Origin of the sequence: uncultured Cyclobacterium sp., from assembly GCF_963976465.1 — a bacterium.
GTDB lineage: Bacteria > Bacteroidota > Bacteroidia > Cytophagales > Cyclobacteriaceae > Cyclobacterium.
In genome coordinates, this window is the sequence record NZ_CAXBOC010000079.1 from 1 (window position 1) to 14,231 (window position 14,231).

A 14,231-nucleotide genomic window follows, 5' to 3' on the forward strand; every position below is an offset into this window, starting at 1 on the left:
TTTTTCTTCTCCTGAAATTTCCGGTTCCTGATGCAATTGTTTACGAAACGTGCTTATTTCTTTAATTATAGGATTCATTATGTAATTTTCTATTATTATTCTCAGCTTGTAAGCCAAGCCATACTGTTGGGTCCGGACAGTTATCTTGGTACCATTCCTTTTCTGTGCTAGAACATACGCCCGGATAGTCTCCTGATTTCCTGCCTAAATTTTTTATCAATTGAAAATGAAGGTGTGAAGGCCAATTGCCATTTTCCGGAGATGAACCAAGATGCCCAATTTTCTCTCCTTTCTCAAATGTCTGCCCTACTTTTAAATGCAGCAAGTCTTTATGGCTTAGGTGTCCATAAAGACTATAAATATTATTTCCTTGGAATGAATGCATGAGGATTACTGTCGGCCCATAATTTCCAAAGCCCTTATTGTCCTGAAAACTATGGAGGACTCCATTAATGGGGCAATGGACTGCAGTTCCGGCAGCGGACCAAATGTCTATTCCAAGATGAATATTTCTGAATTTATTTGCAGTGCTGTCTTCAAACACACTACTTCTTTGGTAAATGCTGCGCATCTCCAAATACCCTCCAATGCCAAAAACCTTATTGTTTTGGGCCAATAGACCGGTGACATAACGCTCAAAAGCCTGCGTGTCTAAAAGATCAATTTCCTTTAAACTCAAATTGTTTGTGCTCATGTCTAGCCAAATGGTGTTGTTTCCATTCAGCACTTCTCCCATTATCGGGTAAAATTCCAGGTGATTTATTGACATATTGCTCAAATAATATGCAAATGTAAGTCAAAAATTTTTTTCAATATAGGGAATATAGTTTATTGCAAATGGACAGTGGCTATTTTTATTCTCAGTAGATAATCCTTGTGGATTAATTGTCCATTGTTTAGATAATCTACAATTTTGAAATATGAAAGAACAGCCAAATATATCGGGCAATAGTATTCTAAAAGCAAGAGAAAGAATTGATCGTATGATACACCGCACTCCGGTGATGCTATCAGAAACCATCAGTGGAATGGCTGGTTGTAATTTGGTGTTTAAATGTGAAAATTTTCAAAAAGTAGGTGCTTTTAAAGCAAGGGGGGCAGCCAATGCGGTGCTTAAAATGGCTCCTGAGATAAGGAGCAAGGGAGTGGCTACCCATTCTTCCGGTAACCATGCAGCTGCTTTGGCTCGAGCGGCAAAAATGGCCTATATTCCGGCCTATATTGTGATGCCTTCAAATGCTCCTCAGGTAAAAAGAGATGCTGTGGAGGGGTATGGAGGAATAGTAATTGAATGCGAACCTAACTTAAAGGCAAGAGAGGGAGGATTAGAAGCTATAGTAAATCGGTATGGAGCCACTTTTATACCTCCTTACGACCATTCCGATGTGGTGGAAGGTCAGGCTACTTGTGCCCTAGAGCTTTTTGAGTCTTATAGATCTTTGGATTTTTTAATTGCCCCGGTAGGTGGGGGAGGCTTATTGGCTGGGACTGCATTGGCTGCAAAATTTTATTCTCCAACCACCAAAATCATCGGAGCTGAACCTGAGGGGGCTAATGATGCTAAAATGTCTTTTGAAGCGGGACATAGAATACCCGTACAATCGCCTAATACGATTGCTGATGGGCTGCTGACCTCTTTAGGAAAGTTGAATTTTAAAATTATTTTGAAGGATGTTGATAAAATTTTTACCGTTACAGATCAAGAGATTGTATCAGCCATGCGCTTGATCTATGAGCGTATGAAAATTGTGATTGAGCCAAGTAGTGCCGTAGCTTTGGCTGTTGTTCTGCAAAACAAAGAATTGTTTGCCGATCATAATGTGGGCATTATTCTATCAGGAGGTAATGTGGATTTGGCCCGATTGCCTTTTAAGTAAGCTTGATTTAAGGAAGGTACAAATCAGTCAATGTTTTTATCACACGATCAACTTCAGCTTTTGTATTGAAGCGGCTAAAAGAAAACCTAACGTTTTCTCTACCTGGATTTGTGCCAAGTGCATTCAGAACATGTGAGCCTAGTTGAGCACCACTAGAACATGCAGACCCTCCGGATACGGAGATCCCATTTAGATCCAGGTGGAACAAAAGCATACCCTCGTTGCTTTCAGATGGAGGGAAGCTTACATTAAGAATGGTATACAGGCTTTCGTCGAGATTAGCCGACAAACCATTGAAGGTTACTCCCAGAATGGCTTTTATTATTTGATCCCTAAAATAGGTTTTTACCGCCAGAATCTCTTCTGCATGACTCGCTTGGTTTTCATAAGACAATTCAAGGGCTTTTGCCAAGGCAATAATGCCGGCTACATTTTCAGTCCCTCCTCTAAAACTTCTCTCTTGGCCACCTCCATAAATTAAGGGGTCAATTTTTTTATTTTTATTGATATAAATAAATCCCACTCCCTTTGGTCCATGAAATTTGTGTGCTGAACCGGAGAGAGAATGAATTGGAATTGTTTTTAAATCGAGGGGGTAATGCCCCATTGTTTGAACTGTGTCTGAATGAAAATAGCTGTTGTGTCGTTCACACAGATCAGCTATTTTATTTATGTCATTCAGATTTCCAATTTCATTGTTTCCATGCATTAAACTCACCAAACTGTTGGGCTCACTCTCCAAAAGTTTGGTCAATTGCTCCATATTTAGCCTGCCTTCTTTGTCACAATCAAGCAAGCTTAGCTTTATATTCTGCTTTTCAGCCAATTGTTCTGCTACATGCAAAACGGCATGGTGTTCGATGGGAGAGGTGATGATATGTTTTATATCATAAGTGGCAATTGCCCCACAAATGGCCATATTGTCGGCCTCAGTGCCGCCTGAAGTAAATATGATTTCTCCGGGACTGACATTGAGTAAACCTGCAATTTTTTTTCTGGCTTTTTCCAATGCGGCCCTGGCATCCCTGCCATGACTATGCGCCGAGGAAGGGTTGCCAAAATTACTTTTTAGGTAAGGTAACATCTCCTCCAGCACACGTTCATCTAAAGAAGTTGTTGCTGCATTGTCAAAATATAGGCTAGCCAATTCATTCATGGTAAATGCATGGATAGTTTCAGATTATTTCTCTGAAATTATCTCTTTGATATCTAGGATAATTTTATTGGCCAAGTGCTCCGCGGTAGCTGAAGTTCCTGACTCAGAATAAATTCGTATAATAGGTTCAGTATTTGATTTCCTTAGATGCACCCATTCTTTGTCAAATTCTATTTTTACTCCATCAATGGTGTTGATAGGGTATTTTTGGTATTTGCGCTGAATTTTCTCCAAAATGCTGTCCACATTGATTGAAGGAGTAAGTTCAATTTTATTTTTTGAAATAAAATAACCGGGGTAACTGGCCCTCAGTCTACTTGCAGATTTTCCAAATTTGGCCAGGTGAGTAAGAAACAAACCTATTCCTACCAAGGCATCTCTACCGTAGTGGGATTCAGGATAAATGACTCCACCATTGCCCTCGCCGCCGATAATTGCATGGGTTGCTTTCATTTGATTTACCACATTTACTTCTCCCACAGCTGCTGCATTGTATTCACCTCCCCTAAGTTCAGTTACATCTCTCAATGCTCTAGTAGAGCTAAGGTTGGAGACTGTATTGCCTTTTTGTTGAGAAAGCACATAGTCGGCCACTGCTACAAGGGTGTATTCTTCTCCAAAAAAGCTGCCATCTTCATTTAAAAAGGCCAGCCTATCTACATCCGGATCAACTACAATTCCAAGATCAAAGTTACCATTTTCCAACTTTAGGGAAATATCTCTAAGGTGTTCCGGTAATGGCTCAGGGTTATGAGGGAAGTCACCATTTGGTTCGCAATACATTTTTTCAATCACCTCTACACCTAAAGCTGTTAATAACTTTGGAATAACCAATCCCCCTGTGGAGTTGACACAATCTATGACGATCTTGAATTTTCTCGCAGCAATGGCAGCAGGGTCCACCAGTTTCAAGTCCAAAACATGTTGGATATGAATGTCAAGGTAATCTTCTCTTTGGGTATAATTCCCTAGTTTTCTAACTTCTGCAAAGGTGAAATCTGCTTTTTCAGCCTTGTCCAGCACTTCTTTGCCTTCACTATCTGAAATAAATTCCCCTTGTGAATTGAGAAGTTTTAGTGCATTCCACTGAATGGGGTTGTGGCTGGCGGTAATAATGATGCCTCCTCCTGCATTTTCTCTAGGAACGGCAAGCTCCACAGTTGGGGTGGTGCTCAAGCCCAGATCAATGACATCAATGCCTAATCCTTGAAGGGTGCTTGCCACCAATTGAGAGACCATCTCTCCGGAGATTCTGGCATCTCTACCCAATACAATTTTTTTATTTGATGAATTTTCTAAAACCCAGGCCCCATAGGCAGCTGAGAATTTCACAATGTCTAAAGGGGAAAGTCCATCTCCTGGTTTTCCGCCTATAGTTCCTCTAATACCGGAAATCGATTTAATTAATGCCATTTAAAGAATTTAATGGAAGGTTATAAAAATGAGTATTGGATGATTGTTCTTATTTGAATTTGGCCATGACCTTGTCTACTTCGTTGTCAGGATTGCCACAGGAGCTTCCGTCGTCTACTTTTTTACCACAGTAGCCACAGGTTTCGCCTTCCTTGTTTAAGTAGGGGTTTTGAGAGGCACAAGTGCCTTTAAATTGTCCGTTTTTTAAGAATATTAACCTTACAGACATTAAAATGAAAAATAATGCCAGGAATGCCAATGTTAAATATACAGTTGTCATATCAATTTTATTTCTGCAAATTTACGTAATACTTTCAAAACGTTTATACCAAAATATAAGTTTCCTCCCTTTTTATGAATAATCCGGAAAAAAGGAAAGAGCAGTTAGCTGCTTTTGACAAGTTATTGACCATCATGGACGAACTCCGTGAAAAATGCCCTTGGGATAGAAAGCAAACCATTGAGAGTTTAAGGCATTCGACTATTGAAGAGACATTTGAGCTTTCAGATGCTATCTTAGATAATGATTTGGAAGAGATTAGTAAAGAATTAGGTGATATTCTGTTGCACATTGTATTTTATTCACGGTTAGGTGATGAGAAGAATGCCTTTGATATAGGGGAAGTGATTGAACAGTTGAATGAAAAGTTGATTCGGAGACATCCTCATATTTATGGAGATACAGCGGCTGATAATGAAGAGGAAGTAAAGCAAAATTGGGAAAAGATAAAACTTAAAGAAAAAGGAAATACGAGTGTGCTCGGTGGAGTGCCACGGTCATTACCAGCCTTGATCAAGGCCATGCGTATACAAGAAAAAGCTCGCGGGGTAGGCTTTGATTGGGAAGAAAAGCAGCAGGTGTGGGGAAAGGTGGAAGAAGAGATGGCGGAATTCCGAGAGAATTTTGATGCCACTGACGAGGTGCCTGTCAATCAAGAGGAGGCCACCAAAGAATTTGGGGATCTTTTATTTTCCTTGATTAACTATTCCCGGTTTATTGGTGTAAACCCTGAAGAAGCTTTAGAGAAGACCAATAAAAAGTTTATCTATAGGTTTCAATACCTTGAAAATGCTGCCAAAGCTTCAGGAAAAACTTTGGCTGACATGAGTTTGGACGAAATGGATGCCTATTGGGAAGCTGCGAAAAATAAGGAATAATATACTAGAATTGAAAGAAAATTCTGAACAGAGAGTTATCCACTTTTTAGGCTTAGATTAAAATAGATAAAATATACTTATTTTAAGTTTTCCACAAAAACACAATTTTTTTAATTTTCATAAAATACTGAAAAACAAATGGTTATATGTTTAATATCGATGTGTGTGGATAACTGATGTGAATTGTGGATAAATATTTCTTGCTTTTTTAATTCCTCAAATGCGCTAAATATAGGCTGTTTTGCATAGGTTACTCTCTACCTTTCCTAAGTGAATACCATTTGTTTTTTTTGGCTTATTTTATCTGAATTTAGAATCTTCTTTGGTTTATCTGCTTGGAGCCAAAAAGAGTTAATCAGGGCTAGGGAAGACTCAATAAATCAGTCGCTTTTTTGGAGAAAATGGCTTGATGAAATGCTTGTTTTAAAGCATTTCATCAAGCCATAGATTGTCTTTTTCATGATTCGTATTAAACGAATTTTAATATCTCTTCAATATATTCTCTATTGTTAGAAAGCCTTGGAACTTTATTTTGACCACCCAAGCGTCCTTTAGATTTAAGCCATTTTGTAAACAAGCCTTCTGAAGCAAAATGGAGGATAGGAAGTTTCAATACCATGTCCTTATACCTCTTCGCATCGTAATCTGAATTTACATTGCGCAATTCCTGATCCAGCCTTTGAAGGAATTCTGCCTTGTTATTGGGGAAATTGACAAATTCAATAATCCATTCGTGTGTACCTTGTTGGTGATTGCTGTCAAAATAGACCGGGGCGGCGGTAAAGTTACTAATGGTTGCTCCGGTAGCATTACAGGTGATTTCCATGGCCTTCTCTGCATTTTCTACAATCAGCTCCTCCCCAAAGGCATTGATAAAATGTTTGGTCCTTCCGGAAATCTTTATTCTGTAGGGGTTTATTGAAGTGAATTTTACAGTGTCTCCAATTTTGTATCTCCACAATCCGGCATTGGTTGAAATCAACAATGCATAATTTTTATCTTTTTTTACTTTATCCAAAGGGATAATCTCCGGATGCTCGCTTTCAATCTCTTCCATTGGGATGAACTCATAAAAAATACCATAATCCAGCATAAGCAATAATTCGTCAGAGTCTTTTTGATCTTTGATGCCGAAAAAGCCTTCTGAGGCATTATAGGTCTCCATATAATGCATATTTGGGCTCGGAATTAAGCTTTCAAAAATGCTTTTATAAGGGCCAAAGGCTACTGCGCCGTGAAAGAATACTTCCAGATTAGGCCATACCTCCAAGATGTTTTTACTATTGGTTTTTTCAAGTACTTTTTTGAGCAGGACTAAGGTCCAGGTGGGAACACCTGTAAGGCTCGTGACATTTTCTTTCAAGGTCTCCTCTACCATTTTTTCAATTTTCTCCTCCCACTCACTCATCAAAGCCACCTCTAAACTTGGTGTTCTGGCCATTTGGGCCCATACGGGTAGATTTCTTGTGATTACAGCTGAAATATCTCCTGAAAAACTATTTTCATTAAAATCAAGGTTGTTTGTCTGCAAACTTCCTCCAATGGTAAGGCTCTTTCCGGTGAATAGTTTGGTTTCAGGATAATTGTTAATATAGAGGGAAAGCATGTCTTTTCCTCCTTTAAAATGGCAGTCTTCCAGACTTTCAGGAGAGACCGGGATGAATTTACTCCTGGAAGATGTTGTGCCCGAAGATTTTGAGAACCAATGAATTGTGGTAGGCCATAATACATTTTGCTGGCCTTTCATGGTTTGCTCAATATAGGGCTTTATGGTTTCATAATCATGAACAGGCACCCATGCATTATAGTCTTCATAAGCAGAAATTTTCCCAAAATTGTATCTCTTGCCAAACTCCGTATGTTTTGCCGTATGAATCAACTTGAATAAGATCTCTCTTTGGGTTTCAAGTGGATTGTTTTTGAATTTTTCGATCTGGCCTATGCGGTTTTTTAGGATCGGCTGCCAGTTCTTCAGCTGTTCCTGCCTTCAGGAGTTTGCCTTCAAACATTAAGTAAGCACGGTCTGTAATGGATAAGGTTTCATTTACATTGTGATCAGTAATGAGTATACCGATATTTTTATTTTTTAATTTGGCTACGATGCTCTGGATTTCTTCTACAGCAATTGGATCCACTCCAGCAAATGGCTCATCGAGCAATACAAAATTAGGATCTACAGATAGTGCTCTGGCAATCTCTGTGCGCCTTCTTTCCCCTCCGGAGAGCACCATGCCCAAGTTCTTTCTAACATGGGTAAGGCTAAACTCTTCTAATAACTCTTCAACTTTTTCCTTTTGTGCTTTCTTGGGGATATTACTCATTTCCAAAACAGCCATGATGTTTTCCTCTACAGTTAGTTTTCTGAATACAGAGGCTTCTTGAGCAAGATACCCAATGCCTAACTTTGCCCTTTTGTACATAGGTAAAGGAGTAATGTCTTGGTTGTCCAGGTATACGGTTCCTCCGTTGGGTTGTACCAATCCCACTATCATATAAAACGAGGTGGTTTTTCCTGCTCCATTTGGCCCTAGAAGCCCTACGATTTCTCCTTGTCCTACTTCCACGGAAATATCGTTTACTACCTTCTTTTTCTTGTATATTTTAACAAGGTGCTCTGCCTTTAATATCATGTTTAATCAAATTTGATATCCTTTACGTAAAGTTGCAAACTACTGGTGTTTCTGAATGTGTTTTCTCTTATTTCAAAGGCGATATTAAATCGCATTTTACTATTTAATAAGTCGTAATAATCTGCAAAACCAAACCCGATGCATACAGGTTTGGTGCTCTGTCCATCTTGAATAATGTCAAAACGTAGATGTTTGTCTTTTAGCACACGTACGTTTTCTGCAAAAACCTGGTTGGCGCAGAATACAGGTTCGGGGTTTCCCGGTCCAAAGGGAGTCATCTGTTTAAGAATATTGTAAAATCTATAGTTGATTTGATCCAGGATTAATTCATCATCAATCTCCAAAATGGGTTTCATATGGATTTCACTTACCCTATTGCTTACTACTGATTCAAACTTCTCTTGAAATGCGGGTACATTCTCTACGGATAGGGTGAGGCCGGCCGCATATTTATGTCCTCCAAACTGTTCTAGCAGGTCGCTGCACTCTTCTATGGCTTCATAAATATTGAAATCAAATACGGATCGAGCACTGCCTGTGGCTTTATTGTTGGACTCTGTAAGTATGATGGTTGGTCGATAATATTTTTCTATGCAACGAGAAGCCACTATGCCGATGACGCCTTTGTGCCAGTCTTCTTTGAATAACACGGTGCTCCTAAACTCTCCGTCCATTTCCTTGGCTTCTATCATTTCCAAGGCTTCCCTGGTGATGTTTTCATCGAAATTTTTCCGTGCTGCATTAACATCCTCTACGAGTTCTGCACGTCGAACAGCCTCGTCCAGGTCCTTTGAAATAAGGAGTTCTACTGAGGCTTTGGCATGTTCCAGCCTCCCTGAGGCATTAATCCTTGGGCCAATTTTAAAAACAATATCTGTAATGTTAATATCTTTTTCTAATTTACCTTTTAGAATAAGCGCTTTTATTCCAGGTCTGGGATTGTTGTTCAGTCTTTCCAGACCAAAGTAGGCCAATATTCTATTTTCTCCTGAAATGGGTACAATGTCTGATGCAATACTGATCACCAGCAAGTCTAAGAAAGCGTAGAGATTGTTTTGATTTCTTCCTGTAAATTGAGAAAAAGCTTGAATGAGTTTAAAGCCTACTCCACAGCCGCTTAATTCTTTAAAAGGGTAGGGGCAGTCTTTTCTTTTAGGGTCTAAAACGGCGATGGCTTGGGGCAGGGTTTCCCCCGGTGTATGGTGGTCACAAATAATGAAATCTACACCCAATTCATTGGCCAAGTCAATTTTATCTAAGGCTTTGATTCCACAATCAAGAGAAACTACCAAGCTAAAATTATTTTCTGCTGCATAACGAACCCCTTTCTCAGAAATACCATAGCCCTCTTTGTATCTGTCAGGAATATAAAAAGCTACATTTGGATAAAACGATCGAATAAATCCGTAAAAAAGTGCCACAGATGTGGTTCCATCTACATCGTAATCTCCATAAACCAGTATGTTTTCACTTTTCTCAATCGCTTGATGTAACCTTTGAACGGCCACATCCATGTCTTTCATGAGGTAGGGGTCATGTAGTTTATCTAAGTCAGGTCGGAAGAAATCCTTAGCTTGTTGAAAGTCAGAAATGCCGCGGTTCACCAGCACATTGGCTAGTGTTGGGTTTACGTTAATTTCATTGCTGAGGTGTTCTACTAATTCGGAATTTGCCTTGTCTTTATGTTTCCATCTATAGTCCATGGCGCGTAAATTACAAAACAAACAGGCGATTCAACTAAAAAAACACCTTAATAATTTTAATATAAATTGTACGTTTTACTTAATGTCCATGCATTGAGAACATTACCAATTATTCAATGACTTCAGAAAGAACCTCTTTAAGGGCGATTCTATTTCCATCTTTGTAAGGAACAATCCAGGCTTCTTTAACCCCAATTTTCCTCAGTTTTTTCTTGAATAGATCTGCCATGTCGTAATCTCTAAATTGACCCAAAATATATTTGATATACCCGTCTTCATCGATTATTTTTAAGTCACTGCCATTCTCGGTAAGCTCCCTTAAGTCGAGCTCATCAAATGCAGCCAATTGGACTTTGAAAACAAGACCCTTATTCCACTCATCCTCGAGAGGGTTTCTGTTTTCGTTCGATTCTTGGTTTTGTTCAGTACTTAAGCTTATGACCTGTTGGGAGAGCCTGTCAATCTCATTTTCTTTTCTACTGATTTGTTGCTCGATATAGGAGATTTTTTCCAAAAGATTAAAATTCTCTTGAGATAGAGTGTTTTTTTCTTCGACCAAAGCTTTAAATGCTTCAGGACTCATTTCTTTTTTCTGTTGTTTCCAGGATTTGTACTCCTCTTTTGTTAGCCCACCTACTGTCTTAGAAGAACAGTTGAAAAAAACTGTAGCGATTATTACTATTAGTAATGTTTTGGTAAAAGTCATTTTAATGCACGTTTAAAATCCCGTTATATTGCTAAGGTATAGACAGGCATAAGGTACAAAAAATTAGCCATTATCCTTTCCTTCCTTAAAAAAATCATAGCACCCCGGTATTCTATTATAAAGTTGACCAGGGTGCTGGAATTTTGTCTTGGAGTAAGTGTTTGCTTTACAGTCACTTATTCTTTTGTCTTTCCGTAAATAAAGAATATTTACTGGAACTAGACTGATAAGGTATAGTTAATTTATACGTTCACATGACGCTCTGCATGGTAAGAAGACCTCACCAGTGGGCCTGATTCCACATATTTTAAGCCTCTTTTTAGCCCTTCTTCTCGGTAAGCATCAAATTGATCCGGATGAATAAATTCAGCAACCTCAATATGCATTTTGGTGGGCTGTAAATATTGGCCGAGCGTTAATATGTCGCAGCCATTTTCAGCTAAATCATCCATGGCCTTATGCACCTCATCTTGCTTTTCACCTAAGCCTAGCATAATGCCTGTTTTAGTCCTTTTACCAAACTCCTTGGTAAGTTTTATTTGCTCAAGTGACCGGTGGTATTTGGCCTGAGGCCTAACCCTTCTGTAGAGTCTTTCAACCGTCTCTACATTGTGTGATACCACTTCTTGCCCTGCACTTATCATTCGGTACAATGCGTCCCAATTACTCTTTACATCAGGAATTAAGGTTTCGATGGTGGTTTCTGGGGAACTTTTCTTGGTTTCGGCTACTGTCCTGTACCAAATATCTGCACCTTTGTCTTTCAGTTCATCTCTATTTACTGAAGTGATTACAGCATGTTTGACTTGCATCAATGTTATGGCTTCAGCAACTCTTCTGGGTTCGTCTTCATCATATTCCGGCGGCCTGCCTGTGGCTACCGCACAAAAAGAGCATGACCTTGTACAAACATTGCCTAGAATCATAAAGGTTGCAGTTCCTGCTCCCCAGCATTCACCCATATTTGGGCAATTTCCACTTTCGCAAATGGTGTGTAGTTTGTGCTCATCTACTAATTTGCGAACATGGGCATATTCTTTACCCACAGGTAATTTAACCCTTAACCAATTGGGCTTTTTTCTTTTGGTTTGTTCTTCAGAAATTACAGGTAATTCTATCATATCGGGTTGTTAAATCCGTTCAAAATTAGTCATTAAATTTGAGTTAACCCAAATGAATGCCGAACTCTCTATCTTCTAAATCCATAGTAGAGGGTGACAAACGCCGATTGGAATATTTGTCTGTTTTCGGTGGTAGGCATTAAGGGAATCTCTTTGGTAAAACCTTCTAATTGGTAGCCAAGTTCCAGACCTGTTACATTTGACTTTAAAAAACCAAATTCGAAATTGATGGCTGCTTTGGCATTTCCACCAAAAGCAATTTCAGATTCTCCGATTCCTTCAAAAAGTCGGCCAGGACCAAGTATATCAAATTTACTTTGATGGACTTCCGGATCATAAGGTTCTCGCACAGTTTCCGTCCGATTAATATAATACTCTATATAATATGGAGCAAGTAAACCAATGGTTGGTCCAATGGCTGCTAAAAATGAAATTTGGACCCCTTGATGAGGAGCTTTCTTAAAAGCAATTATTTCTCGACCATATTGAGGTCGAATAGCATAGAGGTAATTTGACTTGCCAAAAATATAGGTGTTGCCCAAAGCAGTTGGGTACCTCACTTCTTTAGGGTTTTTGACATTGGCCAGTTCTAAATTAAAAAATTGGAACAGGTTGTCATTTATTCTGGAACCAATTTTAAAACTTACACCTCCAATCAATCCGCCATTGGTGTTTTTATTGATGCCAAAGAGCACCTCTTTGTCATAGTCATAGTTGCCGGATTCTTCTTCCTGCGCCTTTAAACTGAAGCAGGAGGCGAAAAGGAAAGTAAACAATAGGAAATATTTCATTTCTTTAGTTATAAGCGATTAACAATTTAAACGCTAAATTTACATTTATTGTTATTTATCAGGTACTAAAAATAGTCAGATTAAGTTTATCATGCAAAAGCAGCAAATTATGTCGTGTTAATGTACGAGTTGGGTTGAATAGTATTAAGCAATAAAACCTTTTTCTAAAATAAATCCTATTGGTCAATAAAATTGATGGAAAAGAAAGAGGCAATTCATAATTTTTTTATTCCTCCTTTTCTTTTCTTTGAACAATGAGTAAGAGGCTGTATGATAGCTGTATAACTGTGTTTTTATTGAGTTATCAAAAGTCCTGATTTGTGTAAATATTAAAAATAACAGGAAAATATTACAGTTGCTGTAGCGTTTTCTAAGTACTGTCCGTATAGGTTAAAAATATACCCAATAAAAAATAGGCTTTTGGAGAAGGATCTCATACAAGAAGCACAGAAGCGAGATAAAAAATCGTTAGAAAGGCTTTATAGGCACTTTTATGGCTATGCTATGAGTATTGCTCTAAGGTATTCCGGGAATCGGGAGGAGGCCTGCGAGATTGTAAATGATAGTTACATGAAAGCCTTTGATAAGTTGGACCAGTTTAGTTTAGACAATTCTTTTAAGTATTGGTTTCGACGGATAATCATTAATACTTCCGTGGATTACTACCGGAAGAATTTAAAACATCAAGGGATCATGGATATAGAAAAAGCGCATGCTGAAACTTATAATCCTGATATCATAGATGAGCTTTCGAAAGAGGAAATTTTAAATTGTCTTAGCGAATTACCTGATATTCTGAGAGTTATTTTTAATATGTACGAAATAGAAGGGTATAGGCATGCAGAAATTAGCGAAAAGTTAGGCATTCCATCTAGCACCTGTCGCACCTATTTGGCAAGGGCTAAGGAGAGGTTAAGAGACAAAATTATTGCACTTAATTGTATAAAAAATGAAGGAGCAGTTCGATAAGAAACTAGCGGAGAAAATAGAAGCCTCCTTCAGCAATCATGAGGAGCCATATGATCCCAAACAGTGGGATAAGTTTTCAGATGCTTATTTTAAGCCTAAGAAACCGGCTTGGATGATCTATTGGCCATTTGTGACTGCCGGGGTTGCGGCTAGTTTATTGTTCTTTTTCTTATATTTTCCAAAACAAAAAGAAATTGGGCAAAAGGTAAAATCCATTACTGATGCAGTTGTAAATGAAAAGTTACCTTCTTTCAGAAAAGAAGAACAGAATATTGAGTTGGGCAATAATATTGCATCAAGTGCCCAAGATAATACGGAGCAAGAACATATTGATCCGTATAAATCAAAGACATCTAATCTAAAAACTGAACAAAATATTGATATTAATAGGGGGCAAGTTCCCATAGTTCCAAATCAGGAGGAAAGCTTGATTCCCTTCATTTTAGAAGATTTTTCTTTGACTTGGGATGAATTTCAGTCTGCAATAGCAGCAAGTTTTGATACCCTTCAAAACAATGCCGGATTGGATTTAGGGGACCATAAGGCAATGTCTGTCGCAGAAGCCCAATCATTGGTGGATCAATGGAAATCACCGGGTTCAGAAGAGCAGTCTAAAGAAGTAGCGTCTTCTGAAAAGACCTTTAAACTAGGGCTAATGGTAAGTCCTCAAGCCAATTCCAATCCAGTGTCAGGAATAAATCTGGGAG

The 14,231-nt window shown here is 38.6% G+C and carries 14 protein-coding genes; 4 read left to right on the forward strand and 10 right to left on the reverse strand.

Features of this window, described 5'->3' with window-relative positions:
• Positions 1-61 precede the first annotated feature (61 nt).
• A complete protein-coding gene (locus AAC037_RS06540) occupies positions 62-769 on the reverse strand; it encodes a peptidoglycan DD-metalloendopeptidase family protein (RefSeq protein WP_339902230.1) in 708 nt (235 codons plus the stop codon).
• Between the two features lie 151 nt (positions 770-920).
• On the opposite strand from AAC037_RS06540, the gene AAC037_RS06545 reads away from it, so the two are divergent.
• A complete protein-coding gene (locus tag AAC037_RS06545; protein WP_339902231.1) occupies positions 921-1,877 on the forward strand; it encodes a pyridoxal-phosphate dependent enzyme in 957 nt (318 codons plus the stop codon).
• 7 nt (positions 1,878-1,884) lie between these two features.
• On the opposite strand, the gene AAC037_RS06550 is transcribed toward AAC037_RS06545, so the two are convergent.
• Genes AAC037_RS06550 through AAC037_RS06560 form a run of 3 tightly spaced genes read right to left on the reverse strand, consistent with a single transcriptional unit; the run spans position 1,885 to position 4,726 of the window.
• Positions 1,885-3,033: a cysteine desulfurase family protein gene (locus AAC037_RS06550; RefSeq protein ID WP_339902232.1), complete on the reverse strand. Its 1,149-nt coding sequence runs from the start codon at positions 3,031-3,033 to the stop codon at positions 1,885-1,887.
• Positions 3,034-3,057: 24 nt separating this feature from the next.
• Positions 3,058-4,446, reverse strand: a complete 1,389-nt coding sequence (glmM, locus tag AAC037_RS06555) for a phosphoglucosamine mutase (protein ID WP_339902233.1) — start codon at positions 4,444-4,446, stop codon at positions 3,058-3,060.
• A 49-nt stretch (positions 4,447-4,495) separates the two neighbouring features.
• Positions 4,496-4,726, reverse strand: coding sequence for a hypothetical protein (locus tag AAC037_RS06560; RefSeq protein WP_014019156.1), 231 nt, complete (start codon positions 4,724-4,726; stop codon positions 4,496-4,498).
• 74 nt (positions 4,727-4,800) lie between these two features.
• On the opposite strand from AAC037_RS06560, the gene mazG reads away from it, so the two are divergent.
• Entirely contained in the window at positions 4,801-5,604 is an 804-nt protein-coding gene (mazG, locus tag AAC037_RS06565) for a nucleoside triphosphate pyrophosphohydrolase (RefSeq protein ID WP_339902234.1), read from the forward strand.
• A gap of 469 nt (positions 5,605-6,073) precedes the next feature.
• Here mazG and AAC037_RS06570 read toward each other — a convergent pair whose 3' ends face one another.
• From AAC037_RS06570 to AAC037_RS06595, 6 genes are all read right to left on the reverse strand, one after another.
• Positions 6,074-7,579, reverse strand: coding sequence for a GH3 auxin-responsive promoter family protein (locus tag AAC037_RS06570; protein ID WP_339902241.1), 1,506 nt, complete (start codon positions 7,577-7,579; stop codon positions 6,074-6,076).
• Positions 7,509-8,234 (reverse strand): LPS export ABC transporter ATP-binding protein, encoded by a 726-nt coding sequence (gene lptB, locus AAC037_RS06575; protein WP_339902235.1) that lies wholly within the window; start codon positions 8,232-8,234, stop codon positions 7,509-7,511. The genes AAC037_RS06570 and lptB overlap by 71 nt, the downstream gene beginning before the upstream one ends.
• A 2-nt stretch (positions 8,235-8,236) precedes the next feature.
• The gene (gene recJ / locus AAC037_RS06580) at positions 8,237-9,937 is read right to left on the reverse strand and encodes a single-stranded-DNA-specific exonuclease RecJ (protein WP_339902236.1); all 1,701 of its coding nucleotides are present in this window, start codon (positions 9,935-9,937) and stop codon (positions 8,237-8,239) included.
• A 109-nt stretch (positions 9,938-10,046) separates the two neighbouring features.
• Positions 10,047-10,643 (reverse strand): SPOR domain-containing protein, encoded by a 597-nt coding sequence (locus tag AAC037_RS06585; RefSeq protein WP_339902237.1) that lies wholly within the window; start codon positions 10,641-10,643, stop codon positions 10,047-10,049.
• A 242-nt stretch (positions 10,644-10,885) separates the two neighbouring features.
• Positions 10,886-11,764 (reverse strand): lipoyl synthase, encoded by an 879-nt coding sequence (lipA, locus tag AAC037_RS06590; RefSeq protein ID WP_303612976.1) that lies wholly within the window; start codon positions 11,762-11,764, stop codon positions 10,886-10,888.
• A gap of 68 nt (positions 11,765-11,832) precedes the next feature.
• Positions 11,833-12,555, reverse strand: a complete 723-nt coding sequence (locus AAC037_RS06595) for a hypothetical protein (protein WP_339902238.1) — start codon at positions 12,553-12,555, stop codon at positions 11,833-11,835.
• A gap of 420 nt (positions 12,556-12,975) precedes the next feature.
• On the opposite strand from AAC037_RS06595, the gene AAC037_RS06600 reads away from it, so the two are divergent.
• Together AAC037_RS06600 and AAC037_RS06605 are read left to right on the forward strand one after the other, a co-directional pair.
• The gene (locus AAC037_RS06600; RefSeq protein WP_339902239.1) at positions 12,976-13,524 is read left to right on the forward strand and encodes an RNA polymerase sigma factor; all 549 of its coding nucleotides are present in this window, start codon (positions 12,976-12,978) and stop codon (positions 13,522-13,524) included.
• On the forward strand, positions 13,505-14,231 hold a 727-nt coding region (locus AAC037_RS06605; RefSeq protein ID WP_339902240.1), incomplete at its 3' end, for a hypothetical protein. The genes AAC037_RS06600 and AAC037_RS06605, both read left to right, overlap by 20 nt.